Origin of the sequence: Sphingobacterium sp. UBA5670 (assembly GCF_002420705.1) — a bacterium.
Lineage (GTDB): Bacteria > Bacteroidota > Bacteroidia > Sphingobacteriales > Sphingobacteriaceae > Sphingobacterium.
This window is the reverse complement of the sequence record NZ_DIIM01000020.1, coordinates 44,168-62,739: the sequence shown is the minus strand read 5'-3', so window position 1 is coordinate 62,739 and position 18,572 is coordinate 44,168. Positions and strand designations below refer to the sequence as shown.

The following is an 18,572-nucleotide window of genomic DNA, read 5'->3' as shown; positions in this document are numbered from 1 at the left end:
ATGCTCAAATGGTTTGAAATTTAATAAACTGTATACCAAACTATTCTCAAGAGAAATAGTTATACAGGCATTTAATATGCTTTTATTACAATGGATTTAAAGTCAAATGAACCTTTCTGGTTAGTAAAAAATGGTCTTTTAAACAGTTACCCTTCCTTGCAGGATGATCGCAGCTGTGATGTTCTTATCGTTGGGGGTGGCATTACAGGGGCATTGATAGCACATCAATGCATGAATGATGGAAAGAAATGTATACTTATAGACAAGCGTGAAATTGTAAATGGGAGTTCGGCAGCGACTACTTCTATGTTGCAATATGAAATAGATGTGCCTTTATATAGGCTAAAGGAATTAATCGGTGAAGAGGCTGCCATAGCGAGCTACACAGCCTGTGGAGAAGCCATTAGCAAATTGGGGGATATCGCAAAGAAAATCCGATCGAAAGCTGGTTTTAGAACAAAAAAATCACTCTATTTCGCGGCGAGAAAAAAAGATGTCTCTTGGTTGAAGCAAGAATTTGAATCCCGGCAAGAGGCGGGTTTTGGCGTTAAATGGTTAACGGAACAAGAAATCAGGAAACGTTATGCAATTCAAGGCGCTTACGCTGGAATTCTCTCGGATCTAGGAGCAAGCATAGATGCGTTTTGTTTTACACATGAGCTACTGGCATACAACGTTAGAAAGGGACTATTGATTTTCGACAAAACAGCATTAGAAAACGTATTATATAAGTCGGGATATAATCTCGCAACAACCTCGACGGGTGCTAAAATCAAAACAAAAAAAATTATTTATTGTACAGGATACGAAACGACAAATCTTATTCCTGAAAAATTTGTCGATCTATTGAGTACATTCGCCATTGTGTCGGAAGTCGATAAAAAAGCTTATTACCGGTATCGGGATCTGCTCATTTGGAATACTGCTGAACCTTATCTGTATATGCGCACAACGGACGATTATAGGTTCCTGATCGGGGGAGAAGATGAAGAATTTAAAGACTCCATCAGGCGGGATAGCCTGATTTCAGCAAAATCACTTAAATTGGAAAAGGCATTTAATAAAATTTTTGCGGATAGGCCCTTTCACCCAGATTTTACCTGGGCTGGTACTTTTGGGACGACTAAGGATGGATTGCCCTATATCGGAATACATAAAAAGTTTAAAAACTCCTACTTTGTGTGTGGTTTCGGTGGAAATGGCATCACATTTTCTGTTGCGGCTATGGATATGGTATCATGTTGGATGAATAACCTAAGCCATCCGTTGGATAAATGGTTTAAGTTTGGACGTTAAGTTGTGGCTTTATCGCTGTGCTTAAGCAAAAAACGGTATAATTTATCCTCTAACTTTGCTAGTGGCAATTTACTTTTTATGCTGGGAAATTTTCCTTCCATAAATAAACGTTGTATGGTGGGATGGATATAATAAGTCTGCGAAACTGTCTTTGTATTGCCAAGCTGCTCAGCTACCTGTTTAATGACCTTGTTTAACTGTCTTTTACGTGCATTGAGTGCCTCTGCCTGTTTGGTTTGGGCGAGCTGATAAAATGCTTCCCGACTAGCTCCCCAGATACGGATACTTTTGCAACTGATGTGACCCTTAGAATGTTCCCGAAGATAATGATTAAAGGCGGCACCACAGAAAGTACTTTCGCATGTAGCACTATCGATCTGAAATATCCTTTTTCCTTTCATTTTAAGAAGTTCTTCCAAAAGCTTCGCCTGCTGCCTGCTCGACCATGACTTTTGCTGAAAAACACCTTTTTTGCCTTTATATGCTAAAGATATCCTATTGTCTTCGATGGTAACGTGTCTTTTTTCCAACGTACTCAAGCCATAAGACTTATTAGTAAGCGTGTAGCGCTTATTACCGATACGAATTAATGTACTGTCCATTATTTTAAAAGCAATTGCACACAACTTATCCATATCCCAGTCCTGATGTTTGAGGTGTTTAGTGCTGATTTTTCTTAATTCCTGCAAATACTTACCCATAAAAAGAATATTACTGAACTTTGCCGCCTGCCGTTGGTTAACGAATTTCTCATGATAGATATATTGTTTACGTTCTTTTTGGTCGAATCCAAAAGCTTGCAGATCACTGTTGGCACTTTTGGCAATCCATACATCTTTCCAGTTGGGTGGGATAACCAGTTTTGTAATTCTTTCTAAAATCTTTTGATCAGATACTTCGGTTCCTGATGCATCAAAATATTTAAAAGATTTGCCTATTTTCTTTCGTGTATAACCGGCTTTTTTTTTCATATAATAATCTCTAAAGTCTACATCTTGTTAAATTCCAAAATGCTATCTTAATTTTCTATGCCTGCGAGCAATTCAGTCGACCCTAATAAATTGCAATTCGATCAACGTTGATCTGTATAATGATCGACGTGTTGTCATTTATTAGGTATTGTTTATTTTATTTTACTGATATGAGCATTGTTAATTTCTTTTAAGAACGAATGAACGATATCTTCGGTTTTCGAAAAAAATAAGATGCGTATTATTCACATACAGCAAGGTTTTATACAGAAAAGAGTGGGGAGTGTAAGAATAGAAAAAATAATAAAGGCATTAAAAACGGCTACTTTTACTTAAAAAAGCAGCCGTTTTTAATGGTAAATTTCTATCTATTTAGTTTTATCAACATAAGAAGCCTTTTTACCTTTCTCTGTATCTGCTTTGATCGGTTTCTTTTCCACTTCTTCCGAAACTTCCGATTGTATTATGGTTTTACCATTTCTCTTTCCAATGGGACCGCCACAGATAATCAGCGTAATGACCATATTGGGCTGATTCTTTATTTTAACTTCCGATTTCATATGTTATTTATTTAGCAAATTTTCAGATACACGGTTAAGCTACTCTAGTAGATAACCTCATGGGCTATATTTTGTTTTACTTTAGGCTGTAAATTTTAAGCTGTTTTTGCAGCTTTTTTCTTGTCATGTGTATTCTGGTTTTAATGGTACCTTCAGGCATTCCAAAATAGGAGGCAATCTCGTGATATTTATATCCTTCAAGGAACAACTGGAATACTTGATAATTTTCTTCTGACAAACTGCACATCGCCTTTTCGATATCATCAGCGATAAACTTATTGTCACTTTTATTGGTTTCTATCGTGTTAGTATTTTCCAGACCGATGTAGGTTTCGTGAATGTCGTTTATACGTTTGGCCTTGCGATATTGGTTAATGTATACGTTTTTCATGATCACATAAAGCCAAGACATTAATTTAGGATGGCGGATAAAATCATCGATCGATTTTAATGCACGAATAAGAGTCTCCTGAATCAAATCCTCTTTCTCATCGGGATCGTTTGTAAATTTACCTGCGAAATGTTTCAGAAGGCTTCTTTTCTCTTCGACTAACAAATTTAAATTTGAATTGCTCATAGTATCGTTTGTTAAATTGATTGATGTGTATTTGGGGTATCAAGTACAATTAAAGTGCTACTTTTATTCATTTATGGCACTTGGAATTTGTTTAAACAGGTAAATGCGATAAATACGTGAGCAAGGGGTTTCGTTATTTTTGTAGCCGAAACGCTACAGAAAGGCGATATGGATTGGGTGCCGTTAAAAAGAAACGATCAGAAATAACTGGGGCAATTGGGTATTTGTTCCATTAAGAAACGTCTAAATTACGCAGTCATCCCCGTTTTTAATAATAAATGGAAAATGTCCATTTTTGTAATCATAAATAGGAATGGTGGTTTTTTGTCAGTTTTGTTGAACTAATTAGCTTTGAATGTGGTTCTTATGTAAATTTTAAGAACAAAACTAGATAGAATATGAAAAAGAGCAGAAAATTTGCAACAGTTTTAGGAACTTTTATATGTGGTGCTACGTTATTATTTTCGTGTCAAAATACAACGAAAAATCCATCGGAAGGCAGTGGTCAATCGGACAACATTGCACCGAGTGATGCCGATGAAACAAGGTATAACTTAAGCGAGCAGCAAAAAATGACGATGCAGAAAGATACCAGTCTGGCAGACACGCTTAGAAAAGACAGTATCAATGGGTCAAAATCTAAACCTTAAAGATCTTTTGGACTCTTCTTTGTAAATCAGACTTCAGTATATCCAATAAAAAACTCCCTTAATTAAGGGAGTTTTTTTTGTCCTTTTCTTTTTGATCGGATTCATCATCGTAAATATCTTCTTCTGAATGATCTGATTTTTCTTTATGTTGATCCTCTTCCGTGTTTATTTTTTCTTTATTGCTGCGATCACGCTGTTCTTCTTCACTTGGGTCAGGTCCATCGTTATTTTCCGGATAATATAAATTGGGGGTTATATCTTCCAGATCAGGAACTTTTGGTGGTGTGTACGTACGACCACCGTCATCAGTAGATGGATCGTTGTCTATGGGGTCTATTCCATTCATGAATAGGGCACCCTTTTGGCAGTAATCGGGGATTATATTGCCAGATTGAGCTGTTGTATACATATTTTCTTTTTGATAAGAACAGCGATGAAATTTGATTGGTTGTATTTTTTTAAAAAAGGATAGTCCCGCCATTTTTAAGAATAAATTTAAAACTTTTCATTTGTCGACCTTGTTATTAAACTAAAGTAATTTAGATAATAGAAAACACTATGAGAAAATTGACACTACTTTTATTGATAACAGCAGGCATTGGGTATCAGGCCCGTGCTCAGAAAATTGAGACAACGCCACAGATGTCGTCCGATGTGGGTATTGAACCTATACGTCAAGGGAATTGGATGGTCGGAGGATCGATCGGTAATTTAGGCTATAGTTTCGAAGGTAAGTCTTTTAATGTTGCACTTCAGCCACGTGCTGGTTATTTCGTATCCGACGGATTGGCTATCGGTGCACAGGCCAATCTTGGTTTGGCTACCCAGAAAGATGCCGATAATGAATGGACTTACGGTGTAGCACCATTTGTGCGTTATTACTTTCCGAATGCAGGATCAACTACAGGTAGGTTTTTTGGTCAGGGAGACATCGGTATTTCAGGAAGCTCAAGGGGCAAGGACGTCGCGCTGGCCGTAGGAGCCAATGTTGGATATGCACATTTTATAACCCGGACTGTCGCGCTGGAAGCTACTTTTGGCTACAATTATAGCAAAGCCAATATAAATACAGGCAGTGGCGCGAGTGGTTTAGGAGTTGGTGTAGGTTTCCAAATCTATTTGCCGGGCAGACGCTAATAGAAATAGTATTAACAATCTTTAACAGCATGTTTCCAATTGACAAATTGGAAACATGCTTTTTTTTTGCGACCGTATAATTACTTGCTCTTATGTATGAAAGACTTATTCTTCTCAAAATGACAAAAATTAGAAAACATTTGAAGCGAATTAGATGTTTTTTTCTAAAAGAAAGCTGAAACGATGACGGGAACAAAAAATATTGGATTGGTGCTCAAGGATAAAATGGGTAAATGGTCGTCTTATAACATTCCATTGCTCAAAGAGTGCCATCTGAACAATAAGATTGTGAGGAGCAATGAGCTCGAAGGTATTTTTGTCATAGGAAGTTTGGCAACGGGACTATACATATTTTCACTATATAAAAACCGCTTTATAGACTTGATGGGTAAGCAAATCGGGACTGAGGAAATCTGTGAACATTTTGATCAGTATAAACAGGCTTTGATATAAGTACTACATTTTATTTTTAAAATATAGGCGTACTGCCGAGTAATTTAACCTGGAAAGGCTATTCGAACGAGCTTGCACCAGTTAGCTATAAATGTATAGGATGTGCGATCAATTTATATTGATCGCACATCTTTTTTTATATCAATGAAAAATTGGTTTATCCAGTTTAATGGCTAGTCGATAAACAGCGTTCATCAATCCGACATGACTATAGGCTTGTGGGAAATTTCCCCATTGGCTACCATTATCCTCTGTAACATCTTCACTGAATAGCCCCAGGTGATTGCTATAGGTCAACAAACGTTCCAGAATCTCCTTCGCTTCTTCCACGCGTCCTACACAGGCCAGTGCTTCCACATACCAAAATGCACAGACCAGAAAAGTGGATTTGGGTCTGCCAAAATCATCTTGATGTTTGTATCGGTAGAACAGCCCATTTTCACCTTTTAATTCATTTTCTAGCATTTCGAGATGATGCAGGGCACGTTCGGATTTCGGGTCAAGGTAATCCATTACAATGAGCTGTAAGGTACTGGCATCTAGATTCCGGCTATCAACAGCATTCTGGTAGACTTTCCGCTCTTCGTCATAGCAGGCTTCGATATAAGCTTCTGCTTTTTTTAAGAGGACATTCGCGCGATCCTCCATATCTTGATAACCATTCTGACGTGCGATCAAGAGAGCGGCTTTACATCCAACCCATTGAAAAAGATTGGAATAACAATGGTGATTGGCAAAATTTCTAAACTCCCAGATGCCAGCATCTTTTTCCTCTATAGTAGCCTCAATCTTTTCGAGAATGAAATTTACCCAACCTAACACATTTTTGTTTTCATGGATTTTAAAACGTTGATCAGTGAAAAGTGGTAACAAGGCAATCATTGCCTGACCATATACATCATTTTGAATATGTTCAAAAGCTTGGTTACCAATCCGTACTGGGCCGTTATCTTGATAGCCCTTTAGATAAGGCAAAATATGTTCGGTCAGTTCGGAGGTTCCAAGGATACCATACAAAGGTTGAAGCCTTCCAGGGTTACGATGTGTGATGCCGGCAATATAATTTGCAAAGCTTTCCATTTCTTCAAATTGACCGATGTGTGTCAATGCTGTTAAGACGTAGTAACTGTCACGTACCCAACAATAACGGTAGTCCCAATTTCTTCCCGAACCTGGATATTCGGGCAGACTTGTTGTTGATGCAGCAATAATTGCTCCTGTGTCCTCATATTGGTGAAGTTTGAGCACCAGCGCTGATCGGATAACTTCTGTTTGATAAATATTGGGAATACTGCAATGTTTAATCCATCGCTGCCAATAACTGAGCGTTTTATGGAGAAAATCTTCACAGGTGCTCGCGATAGCCGATTCGAAAGCTGCATCATAAGTAAGTACAAGGTATTTATTTTCACTGATTATCGTCCAGCTTTCGTCTTGGAAAAAATGGGAAATAGGCAGATCAGTGGTAAGTCGAATTCTTTCTCCGATCTGGTCGTTGCTATAAAGAATATGGTTGCTGCCGCGTGTGGCTTTAAGTGCCACCCGCCCATAATCGCCAGTCGGTTTGCAACTGATATTGACGCTAGGAGCCCCATAAAGCGGTTCGATCTTCCGGATCAACATCAACGGTTTAAAATACCGTCCGAATTGTTCAAATCGTGGTGCAAAATCCGTGATACGATAAGCATAAGACGCCGTATGGATTTCCGTACAAAGAACGTTTGAATTTTTAATGTAATACTGCTTTGTTTCCACGACAGGATCCTCTGAACTGATCTTGAAGATTCCACCTTGATTTTTATCGATCATACTGCCGAACACAAAGCTATCTTCGAACGATGGCCAACACAACCACGATATATTTGTGTCAATGCCAACATGTGCTATGTAGGAACAATTACCAATGATTCCAGATTGATAGATATGTCTGTTTTCTCTTGTATTTTCGCTCATTATTTTACGATAAGTTGATTCAAAAATTGAAGAACATCCTCTTGTTCATCTAAATAATATTTTGCCGCAGATTTGTTGCTGCCCACCTTAATACTTATGGTCGATTGAGGTAGATACCTGAATAAATCCTCGTCGGTAATGTCGTCGCCAATAGCCAACATAAAATCTGCTTTTATATGTCCTGCGATTTCCAATGCCGCCTTACCTTTATTAACTTCTGTATTTTTAACCTCAATGACAGCATTTCCGTCCAGTAGCTGTAATCCATAGTCGTTGAGCATTGGGTTTAAGATCTCTTTTAGCTCTGTCGCCTTAAGTTCGCCCAAGCCTAGTTCTACTTTCCGATAATGCCAAGCTAACGAATAGGGCTTGACTTCAATGTAAGCCCCCGGAGTTTGATCGGCCAGTTTTTCCATCAGTTTTTTTACTTCAGGCATCCAATGCAACGCCAACCCTTTTTTGTAAGACCAACTGAAATTTGGGAAATTAGACCAGATACCGTGTTCGGCAACCAAATAGTAAGATCGGCCATCAAACCAGGAAGATAGACTTTCCTGTGACCGGCCACTTATGATGACTAATGTATTGAGCGGATCTGAGATAATATTATCCAAAAGATTATAGAGTAAGGTTGTCGGTGTTGCTTTTTGAGCGTGGTTTTGGAATTTGACCAATGTACCGTCATAATCCAGGAAAAAGAGCCTATTGCTACTTCTGCTATACCTTTCTGAGATGCTATTAAAGACCTTATCCGAGATTCGTCTTGCCCATTCGTCACGTTGTATGGCTTTGGTTTCGGCCAGACGATTGGTAAAAAGCTGAACCCAATGCTGCACATTAAACTTCTGTATAATCTGAATATTGGCATCGGCACGTTCCTGTATTTCTTCCGGCGACATTTTAAGCGCTTGGTAAATACTGTCCGCGGTTTCTGTCCGATTATAGGGGTTAATAATCAAAGCGTCAACGAGCTCTTTGGAAGCACCCGCAAACTCACTTAAAATCAATACACCTTTTGATAAAGTCTTACTGGCGATATATTCTTTACTGACGAGATTCATCCCATCCCGTGTCGATGTAATCATACAGATATCGGATGCAACATATAATCCAACCAGCTCTTCAAAGGGAAGTGATTTGTAAAAATATAATACCGGCGTCCAGCTTAGATTTCCATAAATGGAATTGATTTCACTCACTTTCCGGTTAATCTCATCTTTCAGCTTTTTGTATTGCGATACCTTGTCCCTGGAAGGTACTATAAGCATATATAGGACAACTTTTGTATGCCATTCAGGATATTTTTCGAGGAAAGTGAGGAAGGCACGCAGTCTTTCTAATATTCCTTTGCTATAATCGAGCCTATCGACAGATATGATAATTTTCTGGTCGGGAAAATGACTTCTAAATTGGGTTGCAATAGCTTGGATTTTAGGCTGGTTGCTGACTTCGACAAATTTATCAAAATCAATACCCATCGGAAAGGATTCTACAAATATATGCCGGTCTTTGTATTTGAGCTGGTTATGCCCGGATGATACATGCAGTATTTTTTTGCAGGCATTCAAAAAGTTCTGACTATCGGCGAAAGTATGAAATCCGATAAGATCTGCTCCCAGTAAACCTTCGACCAATTCTTTACGTTGCGGAATGTTCATAAAGAGTTCCTCCGAAGGGAAGGGGATATGGTGAAAATAACCGATGTTGAGCTCTTGATTTTCTGAACGTAACAGTTGAGGAAGCAGCATAAGCTGATAATCCTGAACCCAGATGAAGTCAGAAAGCCGATCTATAGAAAGTGCAGCTTCACAGAATTTTTTATTTACGTTTACATAGGTACTCCAATATTCGCGGTCAAAATGAATGTAACTCGGCTGGTAGTGACAGATAGGCCAGAGCACCTCGTTGGAATAACCTTCATAGAAGTTGCGTATTTCATCTTTTGATAAAAATACAGGAAGCAAGTTCATCGGTTTGAGAAGCTCAATAATCTTTTCTTTTTCCTCTTCATCTTTGGGGACAATTCCAGGCCAGCCAACCCAGAGTATTTCATCCGTATCAAAAGCTGAATTTAAACCAGTTGCCAGTCCGCCTGCACTCGGCTTGATGATTAGTTTTTCTTTTTTTCGTTCTATTTGTATCGGCAGTCTATTTGAAATTATTATTTTCTTCTTTTTCTTCATAAGAATTTTAGATCGATTTATTTGCAGTGTGGAAGAGTTATATTGACTATAACGATGGGTATGTAATCCACTTATCTGAACAACCTTGGAAGAGAATAGTTTGAATAAATTCAAATTAGAAGGATAGTAGGAACAACTATTGAAGAAAGAACAAGTGATTTACTGGAACAGGATGTGGAAATTTGGACAGAGTTATATTCCAAATAGAAAAAAAAGACCTGTATTTCTACAGGTCTCTTGCTATTTATTAGATTACGATATATTGACCGCAGCAGCCTTTTCGTGATCCAGCTTTTTCATAAACTGATCGAGGATATCTCCCAATCTCCCTGAAATCTCCCCTAGAATACTTTCCCAATCTTTGACTGTGCCATCACAATTGTCTGATACAATTTTGATACTATGAAAGATGAGATTTTTTTGGAAACAGAAATTCGCTAAAGCATAAGATTCCATATCAAATGCCAAAGGATTGAAATGTTTAATATCCTGATAAAAAGCAGTATTTACATTAATAAAACGATCAGACGTTAAAAGTGCGTCTTCGTAACGAAATTCATCAAGTGATATGGATTCCAAAATACCCTGTCCCTTAAAAAATAAGGTGTTTTCCAGAAAAAAACCGTCTGTATAAGCATCACCTTGTGCGTAATATTCCGGATAAAGGACATGACCTATCGGATGTCTTGTACAGCCTACAGTACCTACATTGAGAAAAACAGGATGGATACCTAGTGCTTTGATGTCTTCGTAAAGCGTGGCGAGAGAAAGGAGTGCATTTACTTTACCTACGCCAATTTCGTATACAAAAGTCGATTTATTTGTCGAATTAAAAGATAGCTCATTTTTGTTCGCTACCAAAATAATCGTTTCAATATCTTTATTCAGGATCATTTATTTTTCTTCAATGTATGGATACTCAAATGCCAATTCTTCGGCAGTGATTAAATTTAAGAAGTTGACACAAGCCTGTTTTGAAGTAGGAAAATCCATGAATGTGTAGTTTCCACAGCTAATCGGATTTTGAAAAGGCACCTCGTATCCTTCTGTGAGGACCGTCTCTAGTACTTCTTTCATCAATTCCGCCACGTTCTGAGGAGTTCGGTCTGTTCCTGCTAACACCACATAAAATCCCGTGCAACAGCCCATTGGACCGACATAAATAACCTCGTCACCTAATATAGTTCTTATCTCTGTTGCAAAACAGTGCTCCAATGTATGCATAACTTCAGGTGATAACATGCGCTCTGGAGAATTCGGTCTGATCATGCGAATATCGTAAGTTGTATAACTTTCAACATTGCTACTGTTAGTTTTCGAAGCCTTGGCATAGATCCCTTGTTTCAATTTGGTATGATCTACCGTGAAACTATTTACTTTTGCTTTTTCTTTTGTGTACATCTTGTTGTGTTCAAAGCTATAATGCCTGCGGCCTTATAGGGGTTAAAAGTTGAATATCAAAAATTTCTACAAAGATACTAGATTATTATAGAAAAGGACGATAAAACTACTATTTTAACACTTCATAGTGTTCTACTGTTGGAAATGGATCGTAGTAGTGATGCAGAAGTTTTTCCCATTCTTTAAATAATGGAGACTCTCTAAAGCCGATTGTATGGTCTTCTAAAGTTTCCCATTCGACCAGTAGAATGTACTGGTTACTTTTTTCAATACATTTACGCAGGGAATGCGTGATATAGCCTTTACTTGCGCTGATATACTGGCAAGCTGTTTTATAATCTCGTTCAAAATCGGACTGTTGTCCTTCAATAATTTGCAATACAGCTACTTCTAAAATCATAATTCGTTTTTTTAACAAAGTTTAGTAAATAAATCAAACTTAGAGAATTTGTTTTTTATATGCAATACAAGAACCTGGATATCCGTGCAATTTGTCTGGCCTTCTTGATATAAACTTAGGGCTTATCGCTTATGCCGGTAATATTATCTCGGTTTTTGTTGAGTTGCGAAGCGATAATCTGGATGACTAAGGGTATGCCAGGATTACGATTTTGGGCATTCCAAACCAAGGAGAGCGTCGTTCGCTGTGGTAAAGTGTCCAATTCAAGGAAAGTGACATCAACGTGATATCCATTTTTTAAGGAAGAGGGAACGATGGCCACTCCAAGTCCCTGAGCCACCATATTGAATATAGTCAATGCATTAACCGTGCGTAAAGTAACTTTGGGCAGAAATGCATGGTCATTAAAAATACTCATGACAAGATCATAATAAGAATGACTATAGTTTTTGGAAAATAAAATAAAGGATTCATCTTTTAATGCATATAAGGTCGGTTTGGGAGATTTTAATAGGGGATGATTGTTGGGCAGAACGAGGCTGAAATGCTCCGTATGTATAGGTAGGCTACACAAACCATGCGGAGTTTCGGAAACACGTACAAAGCCCAGGTCCAATTCTTTTTTTTCCAGCAGATCCAGTTGGGTTTCATTCGCCAGCTCGTGCAGCGAGAGGTCGATGTCGGGCTGCTGCTGTTTTAAGGTGACCAGCAATTGCGGCAAGATTGTTTGAACAGCTGAGCCTATAAATCCTAGCTTTAAGGTACTTATTTTACCGTTGGCAAAACTCAAAAGCTGCATTTCAATCTGATCCAAATGCCTAAATAGTTCTTTTACCTCTGTAAAAAGATACATTCCGGCCTCGGTCAACTGCACATTTCGCTTATTGCGCTCAAAAAGGGAGACCCCATAAGATTCTTCCAGCTGTTTAATCTGTCTGCTCAATCCCGGTTGTGCAATGAATAGCTTTTCGGCCGCTCTTCTAAAGTGCAATTCTTCTGCCAATACTTTAAAATACAGTAAATGTCTTAACTCTATTTGATAATTCATGGTTATCAATTGATGATAAAAATGGTATTTCTAATTATCAAATATAGCGAGTACATTTGAGTAAAGCAGATATGAAGATGGAAAAATTTTTATACGGCAGCGGACATTTGACATGCTCCACTGCTTTAGCAATAGCAAAAGGAGCAATAACTGGGGAAATATCACCCGAGGTCAGGGAAAAGATCGAGCAAAGTGCCAGTTATGTTAGGAAAATAGTGGAGCGCGGTGAGGTTGTCTATGGGATCAATACGGGCTTTGGCCCCCTGTGTACCACACTTATTGACGCAAGTCAAACGCAGCTGTTACAGGAAAATATCCTAAAAAGTCATGCTGTTGGTGTAGGAGAACCTATCGCCAACGATTTGGCCAAATTAATGCTTATTCTTAAAGTCCATGCACTTTCTAAAGGTTTTTCAGGCGTCCAGTACACCACGATTGAACGTATTATTTGGCATATAGAACATGATATCATTCCCGTGGTACCCAAGCAGGGCTCTGTTGGAGCTTCAGGGGATCTGGCACCTTTATCACACCTGTTTTTACCATTAATTGGATTGGGAAAAGTCCATGTCGGCGGCGAAACTATGGCGACAGCCATCGCGCTGGAAAAATATGGTCTGAGCCCTATTCATTTAGGTGCAAAAGAGGGGTTGGCCCTAATCAATGGAACCCAATTTATGGCGGCACACGGTGTAATGGCTGTTGCTGAATTGAATCGGGTACTTCAGAATGCGGATATTATTGCTACCTTAATGATTGAAGGTTTAAATGGTTCCATCAAGCCATTTTATAAGGAATTGCATCAATTACGCCCGCATGCCGGAAACCGCTATGTGGCTGCACGTATTTTTAATATGCTTCATGGATCTGCTATTTTAGAAAGCCACAAAAATTGCTCCCGCGTGCAGGATCCCTATTCTTTAAGGTGCATTCCGCAGGTTCACGGTGCATCACGCAATGCCTGGTTTCATCTAAAAGATACCATAGAGATTGAAATAAATTCAGTGACCGATAATCCCGTGATCATTAACGATGAGCTGACGATTAGTGGCGGAAGCTTTCATGGGCAGTCAATTGCCTTACCTTTAGATTATGCCACACTGGCGGCATCTGAGATCGGGAATATTTCGGATCGAAGGGTTTATTTGTCTTTGGAAGGACAAACCAATGGGGTTCCAAAATTGTTAATGAAATCAACAGGACTCAATTCGGGATTCATGATTTTGCAATACAGTACTGCGGCGATAGCAAGCGAGAATAAAGGTCTTTGTTTTCCGGCCAGTGCAGATAGTATTCCAACTTCTTTGGGTCAGGAGGACCATGTCAGTATGGGGTCTATTGCCGGCCGGAAATTGCTGCAGGTCATTGACAATGTCGACAAAATATTAAGCATTGAATTATTATGTGCGGCCCAGGCCAAAGATTACCATCAGCCATTAAAATCAACTTCGGCATTGGAAGCTATTCACGAAAGAATACGACAGTCCATACCGCACATTGAATCTGACCAGCCGATGGAAGAGCTACTGACAGCGGCATTGAAATTGGTGAAATCAGGAGAGCTTATTGCATTACATTGTCAATATGCTACCGGTGAGGTTGCCGAAGAACTAAGACAGCAATTTGACGTATTTTAAGCAAAAAAGGGATGGAAAAAGAATTAAAATTAGTCGGACCTTTTAGACAGCTATTACCCATGTCCAATATGCCTTTAAATGGGGCTATCCACGATAAACAATTGCCTATTATTGAGGAAGGGGGGATTTTAATAGCAGGTAATACGATTTTGGATGTTGCTGTTTTTGATCAATTGGAGCAGAAATGGGGTGAGCAGGCACCCCGTATTCATATCGCAGGTGATCAGGTAGCTTTGCCGGGTTTTATTGATTGCCATACGCATATCGCTTTTGCCGGCAATCGGGCAAATGATTTCGCTCTTCGAAATGCAGGTTCAAGTTACCTTGAGATTGCAGCTGCCGGAGGTGGGATCTGGAGCACAGTTTCGCATACAAGGGATTGTAAACAGGAAGAATTGGTCGACCTAACTATCCAGCGTGCAAATTTTCTGTTGAGACAAGGAATCACAACGATTGAAGTCAAAAGTGGTTATGGACTTAATGTGGAAGAAGAGCTTAAAATATTGCGTGCTATTCAGGAGTCCAATCGTCGCCTAGCTGCAGACCTGATTCCAACTTGTCTGGCAGCGCATATGCTCCCACGGGACTTCAGCGGATCTGCCCAAGATTATCTTCATCAGATCGCGGAGGTTCTGTTTCCACAGCTTAAATCAGAACAGCTATCAAATAGAATTGACGCTTTTATCGAAGCATCAGCTTTTCAGGGGGAAGAGATCCTGCCTTATTTACAAAAGGCCAAAGAAATGGGCTTTGATCTGACCATTCATGCCGATCAGTTTACTACTTCAGGAAGTCAGCTAGCGGTGGAGCTCGGTGCTAAATCTGCGGATCACCTTGAAGCATCCACTGCGGTTGAGATTGAACTTATTGCACATTCGGATACTGTTGCGGTGGCTTTGCCTGCAGCGTCAATTGGTCTTGGTTGCGGCTTTACACCTGCTAGAAAGTTGCTGGATTCAGGTGCATGTCTGGCCATAGGAAGCGACTGGAATCCAGGTTCTGCCCCCATGGGACAGTTATTGACAAGTGCGAGTATTTTGGCAACAGCAGAAAAACTCAGTAATGCCGAATTGCTTGCCGCATTAACCTACCGTGCAGCGAAGGCGCTTAATCTGTCTGATCGCGGCACATTGAAGGAAGGCATGCGCGCAGATTTTACTTTATTTAAAACCGATAATTACCAGAATATTACTTATCACCAAGGCAGCATGCAACCCCAAGCTGTGTGGAAAGATGGTGTGGAAGTATTTTCAATATAGGATAAGATGGAAAATACATTTAAAAGAGAGGTTGTAGCAGGTATTCCTACTGTACTGCCTCCGAAAGCAGAACGGGATCATACAGTAAGCCATGCCCCACGGCGTAAGGATATTCTTACGAAGTCGGAAGAAAAGCTCGCATTACGGAATGCGTTACGCTATTTTCCCAAATCTTGGCATGCCGTTTTAGCGCCTGAATTTTTACAGGAGCTTCGCGACTATGGCCGAATCTATATGTATCGCTTTAGACCGGAATATGCTATGCATGCACGATCAATAGCGGATTATCCGGCAGTAAGCAAGCAGGCGGCAGCGATTATGTTGATGATTCAGAACAATCTTGATCCTGCCGTGGCGCAGCATCCTCATGAACTGATAACTTATGGCGGCAATGGTGCGGTTTTCCAAAACTGGGCTCAATATCGGCTCACCATGCAGTATCTTTCACAGATGACGGATGAGCAGACGCTGCATCTTTATAGCGGTCATCCGATGGGACTTTTTCCTTCGTCCCAACATGCCCCGCGTGTGGTGGTAACAAATGGTATGATGATTCCAAACTATTCGAAACCGGATGACTGGGAGCGTTTTAATGCCTTAGGAGTTACGCAATATGGACAGATGACAGCCGGATCCTATATGTATATCGGTCCACAGGGTATTGTCCATGGAACGACAATTACTGTAATGAACGCCTTCCGAAAGCATTTAGCCGCAGGAGATACCATCGAAGGCAAGGTCTTTTTGACTTCAGGTCTAGGAGGCATGAGTGGGGCACAACCCAAAGCAGGCAATATTGCGGGCTGTATAACGGTATGTGCCGAGATAAATCCAGCTGCAGCGAGAAAGCGGTATGAACAGGGCTGGGTAGATCGATTGATAGAAGATATCGGCCAGCTTACTGAACAGGTGCGTTTGGCCATACAGCGGAAGGAAACAATATCCTTTGCCTATATCGGTAATATTGTCGAAGTATGGGAGGCTTTTGATCAGGCAAACATCTACATCACCGTTGGATCTGACCAGACCTCTTTGCATAATCCATGGTCTGGAGGTTATTACCCAATGGGATTGACCTTTGCAGAATCGAATGCGCTTTTGGCTGCCGATCCTGATCGATTTAAGCAATGTGTGCAAGAAACTTTGGTTCGGCATGTCGAAGCCATCAATAAGCATGTCGCAAAAGGAACTTATTTCTTTGATTATGGCAATGCATTTCTATTGGAAAGCAGTCGCGCTGGGGCAGCAGTGTGGAACGATAGGCATGATCAATTTCGTTACCCTTCTTATGTGCAGGATATTTTGGGACCCATGTGTTTTGATTATGGATTTGGACCATTCCGATGGGTCTGTACTTCTGGAAAAGCAGCAGATCTGCAAAAATCAGACAAAATTGCGATGGAAGTTTTAGAAGAGCTTCACGCGGAGGCTCCTGCAGAAATTCAGCAGCAAATGCAGGATAATATTCAGTGGATCAAGGAAGCTGGAAAAAATAAACTCGTAGTGGGTTCTCAGGCACGTATTCTCTATGCGGATTCAAATGGTCGTATCGCCATAGCAAAAGCCTTCAATGAGGCGGTAAAAAGCGGTTTATTTGAAGGTCCCATTGTTTTGGGAAGAGATCACCATGATGTTAGTGGTACAGACTCGCCTTATAGAGAGACAAGCAATATCTACGATGGGAGTCAATTCACGGCGGACATGGCCATTCACAATGTCATTGGTGACAGTTTTCGCGGTGCTACCTGGGTTTCTATTCATAATGGCGGTGGGGTTGGCTGGGGCGAGGTCATCAACGGTGGATTTGGTCTACTGCTGGACGGTTCGTCCGAGGCTGCTATTAAATTGGAAAAGATGTTATATTTTGACGTTAATAACGGGATAGCGAGACGTGCTTGGGCTAGAAATAAAGAAGCAAATCAGGCATTGGACCGTGCGATGGAAAGAAATAACACCTTACAGGTTACCCGTGCACAAATTGTAGACGACCATATTATTGAACAATTATTTGATGTAAGCGAATGAATTTGTTGCTGAGTGATCCGGGAATATACACCAAAGGCGATCCGTCTGTTTGGAAAGGCCGTATTGATGGTCAGGAACGCGATTGGATGCGTTGGCATCAATTGATGGATTGTGTTGATCTGCTCCAACAGCCGGAGCTGCACAGATCCATTGCCTTTCTGGGATTCTGCAGTGATGAAGGTGTTGGCCGGAATCAAGGCCGCGTAGGGGCCAAAGATGGGCCGGCAGCAATCCGGAATGTACTGACAAATCTTCCTGTTCATTTTTCAGATAAACTTAAACTTAAAGATTGTGGAGATATTCTTGTGAAAGACAATGATTTAGAGTTGTCCCAAGAGAGCTTGGGCGCGGCTTTGAAACTGATTCTTCAACAAGAAGGATTTCCGGTCATCTTAGGTGGCGGCCATGAGGTAACCTACGGACATTATCTAGGTATTCGAGAATTTCTAAAGGATCGCAATCAAACGCTTGGCATTATTAATTTGGATGCACATCTTGATATACGTGCATTGCAGGATGGCAAAGGGAATTCCGGCACAGGCTTTTATCAAATTGAACGTGACCAATCGGCAGCAGGACTGCCATTTCATTATTTGGCGATCGGTATTCAGGAAATTAGCAATACCAAGGGATTGTTAGCTTATGCTAAAGAGAAAAATGTGCAGCTTATCGAACGAGAGCATTTGGTAACTGAAAAACTGGACCTCATTCGAGAGAAAATCGTTAATTTTTCCAAATCAGTGGATTATGTATATTTGACGATTGATCTTGATGCATTTGCTGCAGCTTATGCGCCTGGAGTGAGTGCGCTGGCATTCAATGGTATCGTGCCCGATGATTTGTTTTTTTCGGTCTACAATGTTATTCTGGATCTACCTAATATCAGGTCTGTCGATTTTGCCGAATTAAACCCATATTTTGATATCGATTCCCGAACGGCGAAATTAGCAGCTGATCTGATATTTAAGCTGATCAATAAGATGGCTACAAAATAGCATTAATCGTGGTAAAGCCGTTCGATA

The 18,572-nt window shown here is 40.1% G+C and carries 18 protein-coding genes; 8 read left to right on the top strand and 10 right to left on the bottom strand.

The window, feature by feature from the left end; all coding sequences use genetic code 11:
- Positions 1–90: 90 nt before the first annotated feature.
- Positions 91–1,296, top strand: a complete 1,206-nt coding sequence (locus B3C94_RS17060; RefSeq protein ID WP_293905834.1) for an NAD(P)/FAD-dependent oxidoreductase — start codon at positions 91–93, stop codon at positions 1,294–1,296.
- Here the strand turns inward: B3C94_RS17060 and B3C94_RS17055 are convergent.
- The 3 genes from B3C94_RS17055 to B3C94_RS17045 all read right to left on the bottom strand — a co-directional run bounded on the left by B3C94_RS17055 (position 1,293) and on the right by B3C94_RS17045 (position 3,404).
- Positions 1,293–2,267, bottom strand: coding sequence for a DNA topoisomerase IB (locus tag B3C94_RS17055; protein ID WP_293905832.1), 975 nt, complete (start codon positions 2,265–2,267; stop codon positions 1,293–1,295). The genes B3C94_RS17060 and B3C94_RS17055 overlap by 4 nt on opposite strands.
- A gap of 368 nt (positions 2,268–2,635) precedes the next feature.
- Positions 2,636–2,827 (bottom strand): hypothetical protein, encoded by a 192-nt coding sequence (locus tag B3C94_RS17050; RefSeq protein WP_293905829.1) that lies wholly within the window; start codon positions 2,825–2,827, stop codon positions 2,636–2,638.
- A 76-nt stretch (positions 2,828–2,903) separates the two neighbouring features.
- Positions 2,904–3,404 (bottom strand): RNA polymerase sigma factor, encoded by a 501-nt coding sequence (locus B3C94_RS17045; protein WP_293905827.1) that lies wholly within the window; start codon positions 3,402–3,404, stop codon positions 2,904–2,906.
- 398 nt (positions 3,405–3,802) lie between these two features.
- Here B3C94_RS17045 and B3C94_RS17040 point away from each other — a divergent pair, with 398 nt between their 5' ends.
- Positions 3,803–4,054: a hypothetical protein gene (locus B3C94_RS17040; protein ID WP_293905825.1), complete on the top strand. Its 252-nt coding sequence runs from the start codon at positions 3,803–3,805 to the stop codon at positions 4,052–4,054.
- Positions 4,055–4,112: 58 nt separating this feature from the next.
- Here B3C94_RS17040 and B3C94_RS17035 read toward each other — a convergent pair whose 3' ends face one another.
- Positions 4,113–4,463, bottom strand: a complete 351-nt coding sequence (locus B3C94_RS17035; RefSeq protein ID WP_293905823.1) for a hypothetical protein — start codon at positions 4,461–4,463, stop codon at positions 4,113–4,115.
- Between the two features lie 149 nt (positions 4,464–4,612).
- On the opposite strand from B3C94_RS17035, the gene B3C94_RS17030 reads away from it, so the two are divergent.
- Complete coding sequence (locus B3C94_RS17030) at positions 4,613–5,191, top strand: hypothetical protein (protein ID WP_293905821.1); 579 nt, start codon at positions 4,613–4,615, stop codon at positions 5,189–5,191.
- Positions 5,192–5,374: 183 nt separating this feature from the next.
- On the top strand, positions 5,375–5,644 hold the full coding sequence (locus B3C94_RS17025; protein WP_293905818.1) for a hypothetical protein: 270 nt from the start codon (positions 5,375–5,377) through the stop codon (positions 5,642–5,644).
- Between the two features lie 141 nt (positions 5,645–5,785).
- On the opposite strand, the gene B3C94_RS17020 is transcribed toward B3C94_RS17025, so the two are convergent.
- The 6 genes from B3C94_RS17020 to B3C94_RS16995 form a co-directional block, all read right to left on the bottom strand.
- Complete coding sequence (locus B3C94_RS17020; protein WP_293905816.1) at positions 5,786–7,597, bottom strand: glycoside hydrolase family 15 protein; 1,812 nt, start codon at positions 7,595–7,597, stop codon at positions 5,786–5,788.
- Complete coding sequence (locus B3C94_RS17015) at positions 7,597–9,780, bottom strand: bifunctional alpha,alpha-trehalose-phosphate synthase (UDP-forming)/trehalose-phosphatase (protein ID WP_293905814.1); 2,184 nt, start codon at positions 9,778–9,780, stop codon at positions 7,597–7,599. Before B3C94_RS17015 ends, B3C94_RS17020 begins: the two co-directional genes overlap by 1 nt.
- Positions 9,781–10,032: 252 nt before the next feature.
- Complete coding sequence (locus B3C94_RS17010) at positions 10,033–10,674, bottom strand: hypothetical protein (protein WP_293905812.1); 642 nt, start codon at positions 10,672–10,674, stop codon at positions 10,033–10,035.
- Positions 10,675–11,181, bottom strand: a complete 507-nt coding sequence (locus B3C94_RS17005; RefSeq protein WP_293905810.1) for an S-ribosylhomocysteine lyase — start codon at positions 11,179–11,181, stop codon at positions 10,675–10,677. It abuts the gene before it with no gap.
- Between the two features lie 109 nt (positions 11,182–11,290).
- The gene (locus B3C94_RS17000; protein ID WP_293905808.1) at positions 11,291–11,581 is read right to left on the bottom strand and encodes an antibiotic biosynthesis monooxygenase family protein; all 291 of its coding nucleotides are present in this window, start codon (positions 11,579–11,581) and stop codon (positions 11,291–11,293) included.
- Between the two features lie 115 nt (positions 11,582–11,696).
- Positions 11,697–12,629, bottom strand: a complete 933-nt coding sequence (locus B3C94_RS16995) for a LysR family transcriptional regulator (RefSeq protein WP_293905806.1) — start codon at positions 12,627–12,629, stop codon at positions 11,697–11,699.
- Between the two features lie 77 nt (positions 12,630–12,706).
- Between B3C94_RS16995 and hutH the strand changes: the two genes are divergently transcribed.
- From hutH to hutG, 4 genes are read left to right on the top strand one after another with little or no spacing between them, the layout of a single operon-like run.
- Entirely contained in the window at positions 12,707–14,266 is a 1,560-nt protein-coding gene (gene hutH, locus B3C94_RS16990; protein WP_293905804.1) for a histidine ammonia-lyase, read from the top strand.
- A gap of 11 nt (positions 14,267–14,277) precedes the next feature.
- On the top strand, positions 14,278–15,525 hold the full coding sequence (gene hutI / locus B3C94_RS16985) for an imidazolonepropionase (protein WP_293905802.1): 1,248 nt from the start codon (positions 14,278–14,280) through the stop codon (positions 15,523–15,525).
- Positions 15,526–15,531: 6 nt separating this feature from the next.
- Complete coding sequence (locus B3C94_RS16980; RefSeq protein WP_293905800.1) at positions 15,532–17,550, top strand: urocanate hydratase; 2,019 nt, start codon at positions 15,532–15,534, stop codon at positions 17,548–17,550.
- Positions 17,547–18,545, top strand: a complete 999-nt coding sequence (hutG, locus tag B3C94_RS16975) for a formimidoylglutamase (protein ID WP_293905798.1) — start codon at positions 17,547–17,549, stop codon at positions 18,543–18,545. The genes B3C94_RS16980 and hutG overlap by 4 nt, the downstream gene beginning before the upstream one ends.
- Positions 18,546–18,572: the final 27 nt, after the last annotated feature.

Bases quoted from the DNA above. Each gene is read 5' to 3' on its own strand.
- B3C94_RS17015 (WP_293905814.1), bottom strand. From the start codon at position 9,780: ATGAAGAAAAAGAAGAAAATAATAATTTCAAATAGACTGCCGATACAA.
- B3C94_RS17005 (WP_293905810.1), bottom strand. From the start codon at position 11,181: ATGTACACAAAAGAAAAAGCAAAAGTAAATAGTTTCACGGTAGATCAT.
- B3C94_RS17030 (WP_293905821.1), top strand. From the start codon at position 4,613: ATGAGAAAATTGACACTACTTTTATTGATAACAGCAGGCATTGGGTAT.
- B3C94_RS17040 (WP_293905825.1), top strand. From the start codon at position 3,803: ATGAAAAAGAGCAGAAAATTTGCAACAGTTTTAGGAACTTTTATATGT.
- hutH (WP_293905804.1), top strand. From the start codon at position 12,707: ATGGAAAAATTTTTATACGGCAGCGGACATTTGACATGCTCCACTGCT.
- B3C94_RS16995 (WP_293905806.1), bottom strand. From the start codon at position 12,629: ATGAATTATCAAATAGAGTTAAGACATTTACTGTATTTTAAAGTATTG.
- B3C94_RS17000 (WP_293905808.1), bottom strand. From the start codon at position 11,581: ATGATTTTAGAAGTAGCTGTATTGCAAATTATTGAAGGACAACAGTCC.
- hutI (WP_293905802.1), top strand. From the start codon at position 14,278: ATGGAAAAAGAATTAAAATTAGTCGGACCTTTTAGACAGCTATTACCC.
- B3C94_RS17050 (WP_293905829.1), bottom strand. From the start codon at position 2,827: ATGAAATCGGAAGTTAAAATAAAGAATCAGCCCAATATGGTCATTACG.
- B3C94_RS16980 (WP_293905800.1), top strand. From the start codon at position 15,532: ATGGAAAATACATTTAAAAGAGAGGTTGTAGCAGGTATTCCTACTGTA.
- B3C94_RS17045 (WP_293905827.1), bottom strand. From the start codon at position 3,404: ATGAGCAATTCAAATTTAAATTTGTTAGTCGAAGAGAAAAGAAGCCTT.
- B3C94_RS17025 (WP_293905818.1), top strand. From the start codon at position 5,375: ATGACGGGAACAAAAAATATTGGATTGGTGCTCAAGGATAAAATGGGT.
- B3C94_RS17060 (WP_293905834.1), top strand. From the start codon at position 91: ATGGATTTAAAGTCAAATGAACCTTTCTGGTTAGTAAAAAATGGTCTT.
- B3C94_RS17020 (WP_293905816.1), bottom strand. From the start codon at position 7,597: ATGAGCGAAAATACAAGAGAAAACAGACATATCTATCAATCTGGAATC.
- B3C94_RS17055 (WP_293905832.1), bottom strand. From the start codon at position 2,267: ATGAAAAAAAAAGCCGGTTATACACGAAAGAAAATAGGCAAATCTTTT.
- hutG (WP_293905798.1), top strand. From the start codon at position 17,547: ATGAATTTGTTGCTGAGTGATCCGGGAATATACACCAAAGGCGATCCG.
- B3C94_RS17035 (WP_293905823.1), bottom strand. From the start codon at position 4,463: ATGTATACAACAGCTCAATCTGGCAATATAATCCCCGATTACTGCCAA.
- B3C94_RS17010 (WP_293905812.1), bottom strand. From the start codon at position 10,674: ATGATCCTGAATAAAGATATTGAAACGATTATTTTGGTAGCGAACAAA.